This window comes from Oscillibacter hominis (assembly GCF_014334055.1).
GTDB classification, from domain to species: domain Bacteria; phylum Bacillota; class Clostridia; order Oscillospirales; family Oscillospiraceae; genus Oscillibacter; species Oscillibacter hominis.
Genome location: NZ_CP060490.1, coordinates 566,745 through 583,178, shown reverse-complemented (window position 1 = coordinate 583,178; position 16,434 = coordinate 566,745). Strand labels below are relative to the sequence as shown.

15 protein-coding genes, 3 tRNA genes and 1 riboswitch are annotated in these 16,434 nt (G+C 58.3%); of the genes, 6 read left to right on the top strand and 12 right to left on the bottom strand.

Annotation, left to right across the window (positions count from 1 at the left end):
- The 6 genes from H8790_RS03000 to H8790_RS02975 all read right to left on the bottom strand — a co-directional run bounded on the left by H8790_RS03000 (position 1) and on the right by H8790_RS02975 (position 5,359).
- A complete protein-coding gene (locus H8790_RS03000; RefSeq protein ID WP_187333540.1) occupies positions 1-678 on the bottom strand; it encodes a response regulator transcription factor in 678 nt (225 codons plus the stop codon).
- A 115-nt stretch (positions 679-793) separates the two neighbouring features.
- Complete coding sequence (locus H8790_RS02995; RefSeq protein WP_187333539.1) at positions 794-3,589, bottom strand: ATP-binding protein; 2,796 nt, start codon at positions 3,587-3,589, stop codon at positions 794-796.
- A gap of 508 nt (positions 3,590-4,097) precedes the next feature.
- Positions 4,098-4,185: transfer RNA gene (locus H8790_RS02990), tRNA-Leu, on the bottom strand.
- A gap of 66 nt (positions 4,186-4,251) precedes the next feature.
- Positions 4,252-4,339, bottom strand: a tRNA-Leu gene (locus tag H8790_RS02985).
- A 30-nt stretch (positions 4,340-4,369) separates the two neighbouring features.
- A tRNA-Leu gene (locus tag H8790_RS02980) sits at positions 4,370-4,454 on the bottom strand.
- A gap of 194 nt (positions 4,455-4,648) precedes the next feature.
- Positions 4,649-5,359: an NAD-dependent protein deacylase gene (locus H8790_RS02975; protein WP_187333538.1), complete on the bottom strand. Its 711-nt coding sequence runs from the start codon at positions 5,357-5,359 to the stop codon at positions 4,649-4,651.
- A 45-nt stretch (positions 5,360-5,404) separates the two neighbouring features.
- Here H8790_RS02975 and H8790_RS02970 point away from each other — a divergent pair, with 45 nt between their 5' ends.
- Entirely contained in the window at positions 5,405-5,740 is a 336-nt protein-coding gene (locus H8790_RS02970) for an arsenate reductase family protein (protein ID WP_187333537.1), read from the top strand.
- A gap of 69 nt (positions 5,741-5,809) precedes the next feature.
- On the opposite strand, the gene H8790_RS02965 is transcribed toward H8790_RS02970, so the two are convergent.
- From H8790_RS02965 to H8790_RS02955, 3 genes are read right to left on the bottom strand one after another with little or no spacing between them, the layout of a single operon-like run.
- Positions 5,810-6,976 carry a cation diffusion facilitator family transporter gene (locus H8790_RS02965; protein ID WP_187333536.1) on the bottom strand — a complete coding sequence of 389 codons (1,167 nt, stop codon included), beginning with the start codon at positions 6,974-6,976 and terminating at the stop codon, positions 5,810-5,812.
- On the bottom strand, positions 6,973-8,301 hold the full coding sequence (locus tag H8790_RS02960) for a Na+/H+ antiporter NhaC family protein (protein ID WP_187333535.1): 1,329 nt from the start codon (positions 8,299-8,301) through the stop codon (positions 6,973-6,975). The genes H8790_RS02965 and H8790_RS02960 overlap by 4 nt, the downstream gene beginning before the upstream one ends.
- Positions 8,301-8,909 carry a hypothetical protein gene (locus tag H8790_RS02955; RefSeq protein WP_187333534.1) on the bottom strand — a complete coding sequence of 203 codons (609 nt, stop codon included), beginning with the start codon at positions 8,907-8,909 and terminating at the stop codon, positions 8,301-8,303. Before H8790_RS02955 ends, H8790_RS02960 begins: the two co-directional genes overlap by 1 nt.
- Positions 8,910-9,051: 142 nt before the next feature.
- Here H8790_RS02955 and spoVAD point away from each other — a divergent pair, with 142 nt between their 5' ends.
- Both spoVAD and spoVAE read left to right on the top strand, forming a co-directional pair.
- Positions 9,052-10,068: a stage V sporulation protein AD gene (gene spoVAD, locus H8790_RS02950; RefSeq protein ID WP_187333533.1), complete on the top strand. Its 1,017-nt coding sequence runs from the start codon at positions 9,052-9,054 to the stop codon at positions 10,066-10,068.
- A gap of 10 nt (positions 10,069-10,078) precedes the next feature.
- Complete coding sequence (spoVAE, locus tag H8790_RS02945) at positions 10,079-10,435, top strand: stage V sporulation protein AE (protein ID WP_187333532.1); 357 nt, start codon at positions 10,079-10,081, stop codon at positions 10,433-10,435.
- A 51-nt stretch (positions 10,436-10,486) separates the two neighbouring features.
- Here spoVAE and H8790_RS02940 read toward each other — a convergent pair whose 3' ends face one another.
- The 3 genes from H8790_RS02940 to H8790_RS02930 all read right to left on the bottom strand — a co-directional run bounded on the left by H8790_RS02940 (position 10,487) and on the right by H8790_RS02930 (position 12,997).
- Positions 10,487-10,741 carry a hypothetical protein gene (locus H8790_RS02940; protein WP_187333531.1) on the bottom strand — a complete coding sequence of 85 codons (255 nt, stop codon included), beginning with the start codon at positions 10,739-10,741 and terminating at the stop codon, positions 10,487-10,489.
- Between the two features lie 285 nt (positions 10,742-11,026).
- Positions 11,027-11,872 (bottom strand): tyrosine-type recombinase/integrase, encoded by an 846-nt coding sequence (locus H8790_RS02935; protein WP_187333530.1) that lies wholly within the window; start codon positions 11,870-11,872, stop codon positions 11,027-11,029.
- A 615-nt stretch (positions 11,873-12,487) separates the two neighbouring features.
- A complete protein-coding gene (locus tag H8790_RS02930; RefSeq protein ID WP_187333529.1) occupies positions 12,488-12,997 on the bottom strand; it encodes an SLOG family protein in 510 nt (169 codons plus the stop codon).
- A 150-nt stretch (positions 12,998-13,147) separates the two neighbouring features.
- Here H8790_RS02930 and H8790_RS02925 point away from each other — a divergent pair, with 150 nt between their 5' ends.
- From H8790_RS02925 to H8790_RS02915, 3 genes are all read left to right on the top strand, one after another.
- On the top strand, positions 13,148-13,372 hold the full coding sequence (locus tag H8790_RS02925) for a helix-turn-helix domain-containing protein (protein WP_187333528.1): 225 nt from the start codon (positions 13,148-13,150) through the stop codon (positions 13,370-13,372).
- A gap of 66 nt (positions 13,373-13,438) precedes the next feature.
- A riboswitch (FMN riboswitch) is annotated at positions 13,439-13,573 on the top strand.
- A 127-nt stretch (positions 13,574-13,700) separates the two neighbouring features.
- Positions 13,701-14,318 (top strand): ECF transporter S component, encoded by a 618-nt coding sequence (locus tag H8790_RS02920; RefSeq protein ID WP_187333527.1) that lies wholly within the window; start codon positions 13,701-13,703, stop codon positions 14,316-14,318.
- Between the two features lie 186 nt (positions 14,319-14,504).
- On the top strand, positions 14,505-16,430 hold the full coding sequence (locus H8790_RS02915; RefSeq protein ID WP_187333526.1) for an LTA synthase family protein: 1,926 nt from the start codon (positions 14,505-14,507) through the stop codon (positions 16,428-16,430).
- Positions 16,431-16,434 lie beyond the last annotated feature (4 nt).

The following is a 16,434-nucleotide window of genomic DNA, read 5'->3' as shown; positions in this document are numbered from 1 at the left end:
TCACTCCACCAGATAGCCGGCGCCCTTTTTCGTCTGGATCAGGTCTGAAAGGCCGGCGCTCCCCAATTTCTTCCGCAGCCGGGTCATGTTGACCGTCAGCGTGTTTTCATCCACAAAGGCATCCGACTCCCACAGCCGGACCATTAAGGATTCCCGACTGACGATCCTGCCCCGGTTCTCCAACAGCAGCTGCAGAATCCGCAGCTCGTTGCGGGTCAGCTCCACCCGTTTGCCCCCGGCGCTCAGGGAGGAGTCGGACACGTTCAGCACCGCTCCGCCGCAGCTGAGCACGTGGGCCGGGGCGCCGAAGTCGTAGGTCCGGCGCAGCAGCGCCTGCACCTTTGCCGTCAGCACCGGCAGCTCAAAGGGCTTGGACAGGAAGTCGTCGCCGCCCATATTGACCGCCAGGATGAGGTTCATGTCGTCGGATGCGGACGAGATGAACACCACCGGCACCTTGGATACCTTCCGCAGCTCCGCGCACCAGTGATAGCCGTTGAAAAAGGGCAGGGAGATGTCCATCAGCACCAGCTGGGGGTCAAAGGCCGCAAATTCCTCCAGCACGCGCTCAAAATCCGTAACGCAGCGGACCGCGTACCCCCAGCTTTTGAGATGGTCCTCCATCACCCGGGCAATGACGCCGTCGTCCTCCACAATTAAAATCCGATATCCTTCCAAGAACGTCCCTCCCTATTGCGCAGTACCGCCATTGTACATTGTTTTTTCAGGAATTGCAATTTCTCGCCGGAGCAAAAAAAGGCCGGAGCAAAATTGCTCCGGCCTGTTGGAAGGATCAGCTGCCCTGGCCCTTTTCCCGGTCCGCCTGATTCAAAATCTCCTGCAGGACGTGATAGAGATACCCAACGTCCAGGGGCTTGGGGATGAAGCCGGTCATCCCGGCCTCCCGGGCCGCGTCGGCATCTTCCTTGAAGGAGTTTGCGGTCATGGCCACAATGGGAACCGTGGCCGCGTCCGGCCGGTCCAGCTTGCGGATGGCCCTGGCCGCCTCCAGCCCGTTCATCTCCGGCATCTGGATATCCATCAAAATCACTTGGAATTCGCCGACGGCGCTGCGCCGGAACCGCTCCAGCGCGAGAGCGCCGTTTTCGCTGCGGCAGACGGAGGCGCCCTGAATCTCCAAAAGCTGGGTGGCAATCTCCGCATTGAGGTCATTGTCCTCTGCAAGGAGGATCATGGCGCCCTTCAAAAGGCCGCTCGCCGTCAGCTTCTCCATCCGGTCCTCCGCCTTGCCCAGAGGGAAGGTGATCGTAAAGTAGAACTCACTGCCTGTCCCCAGCTCGCTCCTGACGCTGAGCTCACCGCCCATCAGCTTCACGATGTTGCTGCTGATGGCCAAACCCAACCCGGTGCCCTGGCTCTTGGAGGAGCTGGTGCCCAGCTGCTCAAAGGAACCAAAAATCCGCTTCTGATCCTCCGGCCGGATGCCCACTCCGCTGTCGATCACCCGGAAGGTAAATGTGGCGTCAGCTTCCTCCGTCACCCGCAGCACCACTCTGCCGCCCTCCGGCGTAAATTTAAACGCGTTGGACAGCAGATTCGTCAGCACCTGCCGCAGCCGGACGGCGTCGCCCATCAGGTCGCTGTGGCGGATCTCCTGCTTCACCGAAAAGTCGACTCCCCGCCGCTGGGCCTCGGCTTCCATCATGCTGTAGAGGTTATCCACCATCTGCTCCAGGGAGAAGGGCTCATTGGCAATGGAGAGCATTCCGTTTTCAATGCGGCTCATGTCCAGGATGTCGTTGATAAGGCTCAGCAGATATTGGGAGGAGGCGCGGATTTTTGCAAGGTTTTCCCGCACATTCTCCGGGACGCCCTCCAGCATGCCGGTCAAATCCGCCAGCCCCACCACCGCGTTCATGGGCGTGCGGATCTCATGGCTCATACGGGAGAGGAATTCACCTTTGGCCCTGCTCTCAGCCTGGGCCCGCTCCAGGTTGCTCTGCATGACGGCGGCCCGCATCCGGGCCCGGGCCACAATCAGAACAGCGACCACCACAATCAGCAGGATGACCGCCAGAATCACCACAAACAGCACAGGGTCGGCATAGACCAGTTCGGCGATGGAAAACTGGTTGGCCCCAATGGAGACCAGGTTCCGGTTCAGCATGGAGTCCTTCTCCTCGGAAGTGAGCCGGTTGATGGACTTATTGAGAATGGTGAGCAGGTTCGGATTTGCCGGCCGCGTCAGGGCAAAGCAGATGCTGCTGGTGTCATTGACCAGTGAGACCGGAACCAGGTTGTTGAAGTGATACTGCTGGATTTCCTGTTCCAGCCTGGGGGAAAGGCCATAGACAAAATCGATTTTACCCTGATTGACCGCGGAGAGCGCATCGGTGATATTGGCAAAGGGAAACGACTGGGCAATAATATCGCCGGGCAGGGTCCTCCCCTCTATCACGGCACAGGTAAGCTCCTCCGCCGGATAGCTGGACGACTTGTTCCGCACAATGATGTTGTCCAGTTCCGTGTACGCCGAGGACAGGGCCAGCCCCTGCCGGGCGGCGTCCTCCTCCGTGCCCAGGAAAAATCCCAGCACATCCGCCTCTCCCCGTTCCACCATCTCCACTGCGTCCAAATAGGTTTCCGCATACACATAGGAATACTCCAGGCCGGAGAACTCCCGGACCTGCTCCATCAGATCGGGTACGAGGCCATTGTGCATGTCGCCTTCCGTGGTCATGCAGAAGAGCGGGTGCCAATGCTCCGGCACAGCCACGGTGACAGAGCCCTTTTGGTGTATATACTCCAGTTCCCCATCGTTGAGCTGGATGTCCTGAATCTGGGAGGGGAAGTTGGCAGCGTAACGTTCCGTGCTGAAGTTGGGGTTGGATTCAACGATCCGCTCCAAAGCCATATTCAGCCCGTCCAACACCTCCTGGTTTCCCACATTGGTCACGATGTAATATGGCTGGGAATTATAGGAAAGCGCCACCCGGAACACAGCATTATCCTCCGCCACGTTGCCCAGCAGCAGGTCCACTTCCCCGCTCTCCAGATAGGCGTACAGGTTGCCGTCCTCAGAGAGCTGGCTGTAGACGTACTCCTTAAGAGTGCAGTCCAGATTGTTGATGGACAAAAATTCCTTCAGCCGGCGGATATTCTCTTTTGCATTGGCATACACGCCGATGGTCTTCCCATTCAGGCTCTCATAGTTGCTGCTCTGGACGCTGTGGTCATCCCGGCGGGCCAGCAGTGCCGAGCGGCTGTATCCAGTATTGTAATCCGGATAGGCAAAATAATCTTCAAAGCCTGGAAGATAGTAGGTGCCCCCCATCAGGTCGTACTTTCCCTCTGTGAATTCCTCTACCATGTCCTCGCCGGTGGTGTCGATGTATTCATACTCCCATCCGGTATATTTTGCAATCTCATTGAGGTAGTCCACCACAAGGCCATGGCGCGTACCGTCCTCCGCCGTCTCTGTCAGGCCCTTTGTCTGCGGAAAAGCGACTTTGAGCACCCGGGCACTGCCCTCTGCCGCCATGGCTGGGGCACAGAGCGCAAGCGCTAAGAGCGCCGCAAATATAGAGGCGGCACAGCGCTTCCCATATGGATTCCATAACTTTGCCATTGGTCTGATACTCCTTTGGTCGTTCCCTTTTTTCTATAATTATTTCATGATATCACGGAACAAGGGGAAATACAACTGGTGAAATGACGTGCAGACGGTTATATGTAATGTATCTGCACGGCTGTGGAAACATCCTGAGCCATGGCGCCACGGGAATCGGCAAAACTCGCTGAAAGAATGGTTAGCCTGCGGCGGATATTCCCCATTCCACCGTAATGCCGCAGCGTGACAGCCTGTACCGGTGGAATATGCCCTCTGATCCTTCATTGGAAAGAGGCTCAAAAAAGCAGCGCGCCCATATGGGCGCGCTGCTTTTAGAATGCAATTGGAGAGTCCGCGCTCCTCTGCCAGATACTATCTGACCGCAGGCGTGGGTGAGTGCGGCGCCGGCCAGTCGTAAACATCAGAATGGACAAAGAATATATGCTCCAGCCCCTCCTGTGGCGCATTCCCACTGAGAAGGCTTTTGAAAAAAGCCGGAGCAAACGTCATACCGTTTGCTCCGACTTGGTGCGCGAGGCGGGACTTGAACCCGCACGTCCGTAATGGACACTAGAACCTGAATCTAGCGAGTCTGCCAATTCCACCACTCGCGCGCATCGATATGCAGTTTGTAAAAGGCCAAAATGGTTCCCATCGGGGAATTTCTCTCCGATGGGAGGTGGTGCGCGAGGCGGGACTTGAACCCGCACGTGCGTAATGCACACTAGAACCTGAATCTAGCGAGTCTGCCAATTCCACCACTCGCGCATATGAACTTCCTGTCGCTGGAAAAGCAGATGGTGCGAGTGACGGGACTTGAACCCGTACGTCGTTTGACACACGCCCCTCAAACGTGCCTGTCTACCAGTTCCAGCACACTCGCAGATCAATGCTTCCAAAAAACGACTGCTTGATTATTATAGCGAGTAGCCGCAGCTTTGTCAACCATAATTTCGGTTCTTTTCGAAAGATTTTCCCTCCGGCCCAGCAGAGCCGGAGGGCCGCGCATCCATCGGGAAAAAGCCGAAAATGCCGTGTTGCCGGATGAGGCGCTCTGTGGTAAAGTGGTGTTGTTCCCTATATCTGCGCCAGGACCTCGGCGATGGGCCGGTCGATGAACAGGTCCGGATTTCCGCCCACTGCGGTCTTGTTGATGACGACGATGCTCCTGCCCCGGAAATATTGGACCAGCCCCGCCGCAGGATAGACGGCCAGGGAGGTTCCGCCGATGATCAGCAATTCCGCCTCCGACAGGAAGCGGACCGCATCCTTCAGCACGGCGCTGTCCAGCCCCTCTTCATAGAGCACCACGTCGGGCTTGATCGTACCGCCGCAGGTGCAGCGGGGAATCCCCCCGCTGTGGAGAACCGCCTCCATGGGATAGAACTTTCCGCACCGCTCGCAGTAATTGCGCAGCGTGCTGCCGTGGAGCTCCAGCACGGTTTTGCTTCCCGCCGCCTGGTGCAGCCCGTCGATGTTCTGCGTGATCACCGCCTTCAGCTTTCCCCTTGCCTCCAGCTCCGCCAGTTTGCGGTGGGCCGCGTTGGGCTTTGCCTCCGGGCACAGGAGCTTGCTGCGGTAAAAGCGGAAAAACTCCTCCGGGTTTTGCTCGTAGAACGTGTGGCTGAGGATGGTCTCCGGAGGATACCTGTACTGCTGGTGGTACAGCCCGTCCACGCTCCGGAAGTCGGGGATGCCGCTCTCGGTGCTCACTCCGGCGCCGCCGAAAAACACGATGTTGCCGGAGCCCTCCACCAGTTCTTTCAGCTTTCTGATTCTTTCGTCCATTTGATTGGACCCCCTTTTCAATCTTTGCAGACAGGAGACTTGCGGATGAACATTCAAATTTTCGGTTCCAGTAAATCCTTTGACACAAAAAAGGCGGAGCGCTGGTTCAAGGAGCGGCGCATCAAATACCAGTATGTGGACCTGCCGGCCAAGGGCCTCTCCCCAAGGGAGTATCAGTCCGTCAAGCAGAGGGTGGGCTATGCGGCGCTGGTCAACACCAAGTGCCGGGCCTATGAGGACCTCTACATGGCCTATATCACGCCGGAGGCGGCGGAGGAAAAGCTGCTGGAGCATCCCGAGCTGTTCAACGCACCTATCGTCCGCAACGGGAAGGAGGCCACCGTGGGCTACTGCCCCGAGGTCTGGAGCAAGTGGGAATGAACTCCTCCCATCATACCACACTGTAGGCAAAAAAGGAAAGCAGCCTGTCACGAGACAGGCTGCTTTTTATCAGATATAGGACTTTTCCACCGTCACCACGGCATAGTAGTTCCCCTCCATGGTGCGCACGGCCCGGCTGATTGCCTGGGCCACCTCCTCGTCGGACATCCGGAACTGGAAGGGCACCACGGCGTCGAAAATCACATTGGTGTGGGTGGGGCCGCTGACCATGCGGAAGTCATGGATGGAGATGGACGGGTCCACCACGTGCACTAACTCCGTCACCTTCCTGCGGACCTCCTCGGTGACGATGTCGTCCGTGACCACCGGGTCCATGTGGATGACCGCCTCACAGCTGAGCTTTTCCCGCAGCTCCCGCTCAATGTTGTCGATCTCATCGTGCAGCGTCATGATGTCCTCATGGGAGGGCACCTCGGCGTGGAGGGAGATCATCAGACGGCCAGGCCCATAGTCGTGGACCACCAGGTCGTGGATGCCGCGAACTCCCTGGTGCGCCATGACCAGGGACTCAATTTCGTTCACAAATTCCGGTGTGGGCGGCTGGCCCAGAAGGGGGCTGATGGTGTCCCTGGCCGCGCCGTAGCCCGTCCACAGGATGAACAGCGCCACCAGCACGCCGCACCAGCCGTCGATTTGAAGCCCGGTGAAGTGCCCCACCAGGGAGGCGGCCAGCACCACCGCGGTGGAGATGCTGTCGGACAGGCTGTCCATGGCCGTGGCCCGCATGGCCGGTGAGCCGATCTTTTTCCCCACGCTGCGGTTATAGAGGCACATATACACCTTCACCGCGATGGAGGCCACTAAAATCGCAATGGCCCAAAGGGAGAACTCCACTTCACCCGGGTGGAGGATTTTTTCAATGGAGGATTTGCCTAACTCCAGGCCCATCAGCAGGATCAGCACCGACACCACCAGCCCGGAGAGGTACTCAATCCGTCCATGGCCAAAGGGGTGGTGCTTATCCGGTTTCTGGCCCGCCAACTGGAACCCCAACAGCGTGATCAGGGAGGAGCCGGCGTCGGAGAGGTTGTTGAAGGCATCGGCCGTGATGGCGATGGAGCCGGAGATGGTCCCGGCAAACAGCTTTCCGGCAAAGAGCAGAATATTCAGGCAGATCCCCACCGCGCCGCACAGCAGGCCATAGGCCTTGCGCACCGCCGGGGAGGCGTACTGCCGGTAATCTTTGATCAGGGCTTTCGCCAGCAGAGAAATCATGCAGGTCTTTCCTTTCGGGAAATTTGTTCATGAAAATGGGGGCGGGTAAAATAGTAGCAAAGAGGCAGCACATAGTGCAGCACCGCATAGGGGGCCGCGCTGAGCCCCGCTCCCAACATGGCAAGCGGGATGGTCAGGGAGATACTCCAGGGCACCAGTTCCGCCAGCACCACGCCTGTGTTGGCGATGTCGATAGCCAGGCCTGTCGGAGATTCGCCCTTACGGCGGTAGGTCTTTCCCAGGAGCTGCTCATCCATAAAGACCATCACGCTCTGATTACAGAATATGAACACGCTGGCCACGCTGACCAGGGCCGTGGTTAAGTAAAGGCCGATGCGGTCCGCCAGAGAGTCCACCTGATGGCGCACAGGCTCCAGCAGGTCAGTGCCCTCCAGAATCCCGGAGTAAAGGCTGGTGATGAAGATCATGCCCATGGAGGACGCCATGGAAAAGAGGCCTCCGCCGTGGAGGACCCGGGCCAGCAGCGGGTCCGCCGGATCGTAGCCCAGCACCAGCGTGCCCAGCATCTCCGTCACCCCCATGCCCTGGAGCGCCACCGTGATCGCCGCCGCGGATGCAATGCTGAGCGCCATGGTCAGCTTGATCTCCACCTTGCAAAGGGGCAGCACCAGCATGATGAGCGCCGGCAGCACCACCACCCAGTGGAGGCTGAACCGGTCGGCCAGGGCGCCGAGGATTTCCCCGTCCACCCGGGCAATGGGGTGCATCCAGGAGAGCAGGGCATACACGGCCGTGGTCAATGCCAGCGGCAGCAAAACCGTCCGTTGGGTCAGCTGCAGGTTACGGCGCATCTCCGTTCCCGTCACGGCGCTGATCAGCGCCAGGCAGGAGGAGGCCGGGGAGCAGCGGTCGCCGAAATAGGAGCCCGAGAGGATGGCCCCCGCGGTTACCGCCACGCTGACATTGCCGCTGCGGGCCAGGGCCATGAGAATGACACCGGCGGTGCCGATCACGCCGAACGAGCTGCCCAGCAGCAGTGAGAGCACCGTGGTCAGAAGAAACGTAATCAAGATGAAGAAGGACGGTGTCACCGCCCGGATACCGTAATAGGAGAAAAAGGCGATGGTCCCGCAGGAGCGCCACATGGCGGTCAGCATCCCGATCAAAATCAGAATCTGCACCACGATCAGCGCCTTCTTTCCCTTTTCCCACGCCATCGCCCACAGCGACTTTGCGGAGTAGCCCCGCTTGAGCCCCAGGGCGAAGAAGAGGACCAGCCCCAAAAAGATCGCATCAAGCAGCGGCCTCCCCGTCATGAGACAGACCGCCACCGCTGTCAAAAAGAGTACAAAACAGGCTGCCATTACTTCCCCCTGATTTTAAGCTTCATATGGCAGCAGAGGCGATCCAAATCCTCGTCCGTGGCGGCGGGAATCCGCAGCTTTGCCCCGCAGTCCTGGCACACCAGGTCCACGGCGGCGTGGCGCACCTCCATGGAGTAGCGCCCGGAGCCGCAGGAGCAGGTGATGCCGTTGGGCCGCTTCGCAATCTCTTTCAGTTCGGAGAGCACTTCATACATAATGACATTGTCCAAAAACGCCTCCGGGTTTCCCTTTTGCTCCCGCTCTTTTTCCACCAGGATCGCCAGCTCCCGCAGCGCGCCCGCCACCCGCTCCATGGGGCCGATGTAGCAGCACAGCTGGCCGGTTTCGGTGCAGCCCAGGCCGATGCCGTTCCCCTCCAGCAGCGCCTCCGGCCGGCAGAAGGCCTGATGCGTCTCCCCGCAGATCCCGCAGGGCACCAGCACCCGGAACCGCTCCCCCTCGTTTTCCACCCGCAGCGCGCTGGCCCCGCACTCACAGGCCACCTCCGCATTGGATGCCTCCAGGGCAAACACGCTGCGGGTGCCGAGCACCGGCTTGCCGCAGTCCGGGCAGATATAACCGAAAGTCCGCATCTGTTCGCCGTTCATATCAAATTCCTCCCAACTCGTGATCAGGCAAATATTATACCTGCTTCCACTATGGAATTCCAGTCTTTTCTTCTATTTTCCAAAAATGTGTGATATTTTTCCCGCCCGGGGAAATACTACATCCACGGAAAGGAGCGTGCATATGACAAGCAAACGACTGGGAAAACGAACGGTGGCCTTTGCCTCACCGCCTTCGGTGATCTCTTTTTCCAATATAGGCGGCAAAATGGAGAGCCGCGGCCCCCTCGCAGACTATTTTGACGAGCTGGACCAAGACTCCTTCTTTGGAGAGAAAACCTGGGAAAAGGGCGAGTCAGCCATGCAGAAGCGGGTTTTGAACCGGGCGCTGCAAAAGGCCGGGATGGCCCCGTCCGACCTGGATTATATCTTTGCAGGGGACCTCTTGAACCAGTGCATCGGTTCCTCCTTCGGCCTGCGGGAGTTCGGCGTGCCCTTCCTGGGCCTCTATGGAGCCTGCTCCACCATGGGCGAGAGCCTCGCAATGGCGGCCATGGCCATTGACGGCGGATTTGCCACGCTGGCCGCTGCCATGACCTCTTCCCACTTCTGCACGGCGGAGCGGCAGTACCGCATGCCCGTGCCCTATGGCAACCAGCGAACCCCAACCGCCCAGTGGACAGCCACCGCCTCCGGATGCTGTATCCTGGGCGCCCAGGGTGACGGCCCTTATATCACCCATGCCACCTGCGGCAAGATCGTGGACCTGGGCATCTCCGACGTGAACAATATGGGCGCCGCCATGGCCCCCGCCGCCCACGATACGCTGCTGGCCTTTTTCCAGGATACCAACACCTCCCCTTCTGACTTCGACCTGGTGGTCACCGGGGACCTGGGAGCCCTGGGTCATGAAATCCTCTGCGACCTGATGGCCCAGGACGGCGTCAAGATGGGAAAGAACTACAAGGACTGCGGCCTGATGCTCTACGACCTGAAACAGCAGGACATGCACGCCGGAGGCTCCGGCTGCGGCTGCTCGGCCTCCGTGCTCAACGGCTACCTGCTTCGGGGCATGCGGGAAAAACGGTGGAAGCGGATCCTCTTCGCCCCCACCGGCGCACTGCTCTCCCCCACCTCCTCCTTCCAGGGGGAGTCCATCCCCGGCATCAGCCATGCCATCTGCATTTCCAATACCAAGTGAGGTGTTCTCTATGGACTACTTGAATGCGTTTCTCTGCGGCGGCATCCTCTGCGCCATCGGACAGATTCTCATCGACAAAACCCAGCTGACCCCCGCCCGCATCCTCACCGGCTATGTGGTGGCCGGCGTGATCTTGGGCGCTCTTGGCATTTATGAGCCCATCGTCCAGTGGGGCGGTGCCGGAGCCACCGTCCCTCTGACCGGCTTTGGCTACAACCTGGCCAAGGGCGTGAGCAAGGCCGTGGGCGAGAAGGGCTGGATGGGCGTTCTCACCGGTGGCCTCACCGCCACCGCAGGCGGCATCGCAGCGGCCGTGCTCTTCGGCTTTCTCATGGCCATGCTGTTTCGCCCCGGCGATAAGCGCTGAAGAAGAAATAAGACGGCGGACTTCTGGTCTGCCGTCTCTTTCATTTTCCGCTCATCCGCCGCGCAGCGACAGGATCAGCCGCGCCCGCGCGGCCTCAGAGGTCCCCTGGGGCTGCTCCTTGGACAAATAGGCCAGGGCGTCGTTCCACTCACGCAGCGGCGCCGATTCCGCCGCCAGCCCCTCCAGGGCCCTGGCCAAACGAATCCGCTGCCATTCCTGGAGCCGCCGCAGATCCGACAGGTATTCGCATCCCGTTTCAAGTTGCATGGCCTCCAGCAGGGAAACCAGCGTACTTCCATTCAGCATGCCGTCACTCCTCCCGCTTCATCACAAAATCAACATTTTGCATACGGCTCCGGCAGCCTTCTTACAGCTGAGTCCAGAAATCGGGAAGGGAGCCGGAGCGCCGGAGCGCCTTCATAGCCGTTTGGAGGCGCAAGGATCAAGCCGCAAAACAATTGCGTCCTGCGGCTTTATTCAGTGCGCGCAAATTGGGCAACTACTTGAATTTTCCAACGGTTCGTGGTATAATTTTTACAAAATATGTAGCCAAGGCGGCTTGGCTGCTGCGGCAAAATGTTGATTTTGTCGCTAACAGATCAATCCCAACCGGTCCAGCTGCTCCCTCTGCTCCGTGCCTGTGGCCAGCAGATAGATGCGGGTGGTTTCCATGCTGGAGTGTCCCAGCACATCCGCCAGGTGGGCAATATCCCGGCAGGCCCTGTAAAATGTGGCCGCGAAAAGATGGCGGAGGTTATGGGGAAACACCTTGGAGGGTTCCACCCCTGCGTGGTTGCACAGCCGCTTCATTTCCGCCCAGATTTGCCGCCGCGAGAGGCCTTTTCCGCTTCCTGTGAGAAATATCTCACCGGATGCGATTTTTTGCTTTTTGGCGTACTTCAGCAGCTTCCTACAAAGTTTTTCAGGCAAAAGGATCACCCGGATTTTTCCTTTCAGTGCTACCTCCGCCCGCCCTTCAAGGGCCGCCTCCACAGTGAGGTAGCGCACCTCACTGACCCGCACCCCGGTACCACAGATGGCCTCCATCAGCAACGCCAGCCGCTCCTGCCCCCGCTTCCGTGCGGTGTCAAGCAGCCGCCCGTAGTCGTCCCGGCTCAGTTCCCGGCCGGCTTCCCGGAACATCCGCCGCTGTACTTTTAGGAATTTTACCCGAACCCCCTCCCAGCCCTTGAAGCGGAAAAAGCTGTTGACCGCAGCCAGCATGGAGTTGATGGTGACCGGGGCATACCCAAGGCCCAAAAGGTGCGCTTTCCACAAGGCCGCGTCCTCCTTGACCACCGCCCGCCCCTCCATCCAGCAGGCAAAGGCCCTCACATCCCGCAAATATTTTTCAATCGTACCGGCGCTTCGCTCTTCAGTGTGGAGATACCGCGCAAAGGCGGTGATATCCCGCTGTGTCATCAGATATTCATTCATGTTTTAACCTCCGCAATGTGAATGGTTTATTTTACCTTACCGGAGGCTTTCTATTCAAAATGCGGGATATCGCCTGTTCTCCAACACAATTCCGCCGGAGAACCATCGGTGCCAATCCTTCCCTTCTAATGCATTTTTGTATATTTTGCACAATATTCAATCGTTTTACTTCTATTTTTTGTAGAAAACCTTTCAATGCCCTTGACATTTTCAGGAGCCTATTGTACAGTGTAGACACAGGGAAGGAGTGAGTCCCATGGGCCACAAAATTCTCAGAAGATAGATCCGACCCCAGAGCAAATCCCCATCCCAGCCGTTCGGGACAACTGGCGCTAACCGCAAAACCAAAACAGCACTCACTCTGATGAGAAGCATGAGGAAGTATCCTGTGTGCAATATGTTTCCGGTAGTTTGCATAGCAATCCACAGTATGTTTCAATTTTGTTCCGAACGAACCCGTAGAAAGTAAGAGGTAGCAAGTTTGACCGAAAATCAGAAAGAGCGGTAGCCCCCCATTCGCGCTGGACGAATGGGGGGTTGTGCTGTGTAGAGAGGGATATTCAAACTGCCTCCCATTATAAAAAAGGACCCGCCGGAGTTCCGGCGGGTCCTTTTTTACCGCAGCATCGCGGGCAGGTCCACCACATTGACTCCCCGCTCCATGGCGTACTGGACCGTATAGCGCGTTCCGCCAGGCAGGCCGTCGAATACGGCGATCAGCATGGCGGAGTGGTCCACCATATACCGGTCCCGCCGCTGCATGCAGGTGCTGGAGTACTTCTCCTGCACCACCGTCTCATAGTCGCACTGCTCCAACAGCGCGCGGTAGCGCCTCTGCTGCGCCGGAGGCCATGTGTCCGCCTGGGTGAGACAGGGGATCGCCGCCTCCAGCGTCACCTCCGGGTGCATCTCCCGCAGCCGGAGCACAGCCTCCGCAAAAAAGAGGTCGCAGCCCAGCGCCATGCCGCAGATGAAATGCCGCATCCCCTCCTGGTATGCGGCCTCCACCGCGTCCCACAGCCGCTGCTTCAAATTCCGGCACCTGAGGTCTCCCTCGTCCATCCCCCAGGGCAGCTTCCCCGGCCGGTGGCCGGTAAAGCTGCAGGTGCTCTGCCGTCCTCTCATCGCGCGCCCCCCTCTGCTTTTTATGTCTATTATAGAACAAATTTTCTATTTTGTAAAGTAGAGAATTGAATTCCACCAACAATCGTTAGTATATTCTCCATTTTAGCCTCATATACTAAATGTGTCAAGAACAATCGTAGGTGCTTGTATATGAGAGATGTTTTAGCAACCCGCCTCCGCCGGTGCAGGGCCGAGGCCGGATTGACCCAGGGCCAGGTGGCGATCTACTGCGATATCACTGAAAAAACCTACCAGAACTATGAGCTGATGACCCGGGAACCAAAGCTGGATATCCTGGTGCGCATTGCGGAGTATTACCAGGTTTCCCTGGACTATCTGGTGGGGCGGACGGACCGGAAGGAAGTTTGCCGGTAAACTCAAAATTTCCTCTTGCATTTTGATGCGGGGGTGTTATAATAGGACGCGGAAAAACAATTGAATGTATGTCTTCGGGGCGGGGTGCAAGTCCCCACCGGCGGTGATTCCCTCAATGGGCTGAGTCCGCGAGCTGTTTTGCAGCAGGAACCGGTGCGAATCCGGTACCGACAGTTACAGTCTGGATGGTAGAAGATGAGTGCGGCAGGGAGTAATTCCTTGCTGTTTGTTCACCTTGGAAGGCACATGCTTTCAAGGTGTTTTTTCTTGCCTCAGGGCAAAAAATTCAACGCCTCTCGGCGCGCAAACAGCAAAGGAGCTATGTATCATGGAACGAGTGGAAAACGCGGCAAGAAGCCGCACCCAGAGCAAGACCCACCGGATCACCGTCACCGCCATGCTTTCGGCGGTGTCCGCGGTGCTGATGTTTGTGGACTTCTCCGTCCCCTTTATGCCCGCATTCATCAAAATGGACGTTTCGGAGCTTCCGGCCCTTCTGGCCTCTTTCAGCCTGGGCCCGGTGTACGGCGTGGCCGTTTGCTTCATCAAAAACCTGATCAACTGCCTGCGCACCTCCACCGGCTGCGTCGGCGAACTGTGCAACTTTTTATTGGGGGCCATATTTGTATATGCGGCGGGCAGCGTCTATCTGCGCTTCCACAACCACAAGAGCCGCAAGGGCGCCATCATCGGCTCCGTCCTGGGGGCCCTGGCCATGGCGCTACTCAGCGTGCCGCTGAACTACTACCTCACCTATCCCATCTACGCCAAGCTGATGCCCATCGACGTGATTGTCGGCATGTATCAGGCCATCCGGCCCTCTGCCAACGGACTTTTGGATTGCCTGGTGACCTTCAACATGCCCTTCACCTTCCTCAAGGGGATGATCGACGTAATTCTCTGCTTCCTGATCTATAAGCCCCTCTCCCCCCTGCTGCACAAATAAACCCTCTCTTTGATGCGCCGCCCGAAATCGGGCGGCGTATCTTTTTTCCCGGAGGGCGCATTGGCAAATGGTGAAATTTTTGGCCAGGCGGCACAAGTTGAATTCTTATCTCGTCTATGGTATATTAGAACAGCGTGAATTTCACGCATCATCCGATTTTTACCCATAAGGAAGGAACTCGCAAACATGGAATCCAATCTTCAGACGGCGCCGGAGGATCAGTGCTCCCCCGCCGTCAGAACCCTCACCGTCCTGGATTATTCAGAGGGACATGCGTCTTCTGCCGGGGCAGAAGACGGCTCTGCACGCAGAGCCGGACGGCGGGCGCTGCCCGCCTGGCTGAAAGACCGGGAGAACCTCTCCCGGCTGGTATTTTGGATCGGGCCTTTCGCCTCCTACTGCGGCGTGGAGCTGATGAATACCAACAATCCCTTCACCGATTTGAATATTGGGCAGATCGCCTTCAACCTCCTGTGGTACAGCCTGATCTACTGGGTGGTGCGGATGGTGACGGGCCGAAGGAACCTGTCCGCCGGCATCAGCGCCGTGTTCTGCTTTGTCATCGGCCTTTTGAACCACTATGTCCTGACCTTCCGGGGCCGGGTCATCTTCCCCGTCGACCTCCTGTGCCTTCAGACGGCGGCCAATGTGGCCTCGGACTACGACTACACGCCGGATCGAACCGTGTGGGCCGCTCTGGCCATTTTACTGGTCTACCTGCTGCTTTTGTTCCTGGTCCCCCGTCACAAGGGCCGGAATAAGCTGCGCCTGCGCACCTGTTTCCTCTCCTGGGGCGTCATCGGGGCATTCCTTTTTGCCTTTTTCTGCACAGGCCTGCTGCCTACTGTGGGTATTTACGCCCAGCAGTGGAGAACCCAGCAGAACGGCTGGCTGCTGAACTTCATGACCTCCCTCAGCTACAGCTTCGTCCGCGCGCCGGAAGGATACGACCTGGACCGGGTCAATGAGATCGCCCAGCGGTATCCCGGCACCGCCAGCGTGGATGGAGCGGAGTACCCGGTCAACCTGATCGTGGTCATGAACGAATCCTTTGCAGACCTCGGCGGCTTTGAAAAGTTAGAGCTCTCCGAGGATCCGCTCCCTTACTACCATTCTCTGACGGAGAACACGGTCAAGGGCACCATGTACTCCCCCGTCACCGGCGGCGGCACCGCCAATGTGGAGTTTGAATACCTGACCGGCGATTCCCTGGCCTTCCTGCCCTCTTCCACCGTGGCCTATCAGCTCTACCTCTACGACAACTGCCCCTCCCTGGTCTCTCAGGCCAAGGGGCTTGGCTATCACACCATTGCCTTCCACCCCTACTACTCCTCCGGGTGGAACCGCACCTTTGTCTACGACTGGATGGGCTTTGACGTACAGCTCTACGATGAGGACGTGCAAACCCCCGCATACATCCGAAAGTACATCAGCGACTCCAACGACTATGAGCAGCTCTACCGGATGACCGACGAATCGGAGGAGCCAACCTTTATTTTCAATGTGACCATCCAGAACCACAGCGGCTACCAGCAGGGGTGGAACAACCTGGAGCGCACCGTGGAGCTCTCCGGCGACAGCCAGGGCAAGTCGCCGGTGGCCGCCCAGTTCTTTTCCCTGATGCGGGAGAGCGACAACGCCATCCGGGAGCTCATCGAACACTACAGCGCCTCCGATGAGCGCACGATGATCGTCTTTTTCGGCGACCACCAGCCTCCCCTGGAGAACTCCTTCTATGAGTATCTCTACGGTAAGAAGTTGGGGGACCGCACCACGGAGGAGGCCATGGTCCAGCACGAGACCCCGTTTTTCATCTGGGCCAATTACGACATACCAGAATCCGAGGACGTTCGCATCAGCTCCAACTACCTGGGCACCCTCACCGCGCAGCTGGCCGGCTTCCCCCTCACCGGATATCAGCAGCTCCATGCCGCGCTGATGGAGCACTTCGACGTGACCACCACCATCGGCTTCCGAACCGCCGACGGCCTGGTGACAGAGGAGGAGGCGGAGCTCACCGAAGAGCAGCAGGCCCTCTATGACGACTACCGGATCATGGCCTACAACCACCTTTTTGACAAGGACAATCACCCGGAGGGATTTTTTAACTGACAGG

What these genes read in the sequence shown, in the direction of transcription:
- H8790_RS02995 (WP_187333539.1), bottom strand. Translation starts at nt 3,589, where the DNA reads ATGGCAAAGTTATGGAATCCATATGGGAAGCGCTGTGCCGCCTCTATA.
- H8790_RS02975 (WP_187333538.1), bottom strand. Translation starts at nt 5,359, where the DNA reads ATGGACGAAAGAATCAGAAAGCTGAAAGAACTGGTGGAGGGCTCCGGC.
- H8790_RS02970 (WP_187333537.1), top strand. Translation starts at nt 5,405, where the DNA reads ATGAACATTCAAATTTTCGGTTCCAGTAAATCCTTTGACACAAAAAAG.
- H8790_RS02965 (WP_187333536.1), bottom strand. Translation starts at nt 6,976, where the DNA reads ATGATTTCTCTGCTGGCGAAAGCCCTGATCAAAGATTACCGGCAGTAC.
- H8790_RS02960 (WP_187333535.1), bottom strand. Translation starts at nt 8,301, where the DNA reads ATGGCAGCCTGTTTTGTACTCTTTTTGACAGCGGTGGCGGTCTGTCTC.
- H8790_RS02955 (WP_187333534.1), bottom strand. Translation starts at nt 8,909, where the DNA reads ATGAACGGCGAACAGATGCGGACTTTCGGTTATATCTGCCCGGACTGC.
- spoVAD (WP_187333533.1), top strand. Translation starts at nt 9,052, where the DNA reads ATGACAAGCAAACGACTGGGAAAACGAACGGTGGCCTTTGCCTCACCG.
- spoVAE (WP_187333532.1), top strand. Translation starts at nt 10,079, where the DNA reads ATGGACTACTTGAATGCGTTTCTCTGCGGCGGCATCCTCTGCGCCATC.
- H8790_RS02940 (WP_187333531.1), bottom strand. Translation starts at nt 10,741, where the DNA reads ATGCTGAATGGAAGTACGCTGGTTTCCCTGCTGGAGGCCATGCAACTT.
- H8790_RS02935 (WP_187333530.1), bottom strand. Translation starts at nt 11,872, where the DNA reads ATGAATGAATATCTGATGACACAGCGGGATATCACCGCCTTTGCGCGG.
- H8790_RS02930 (WP_187333529.1), bottom strand. Translation starts at nt 12,997, where the DNA reads ATGAGAGGACGGCAGAGCACCTGCAGCTTTACCGGCCACCGGCCGGGG.
- H8790_RS02925 (WP_187333528.1), top strand. Translation starts at nt 13,148, where the DNA reads ATGAGAGATGTTTTAGCAACCCGCCTCCGCCGGTGCAGGGCCGAGGCC.
- H8790_RS02920 (WP_187333527.1), top strand. Translation starts at nt 13,701, where the DNA reads ATGGAACGAGTGGAAAACGCGGCAAGAAGCCGCACCCAGAGCAAGACC.
- H8790_RS02915 (WP_187333526.1), top strand. Translation starts at nt 14,505, where the DNA reads ATGGAATCCAATCTTCAGACGGCGCCGGAGGATCAGTGCTCCCCCGCC.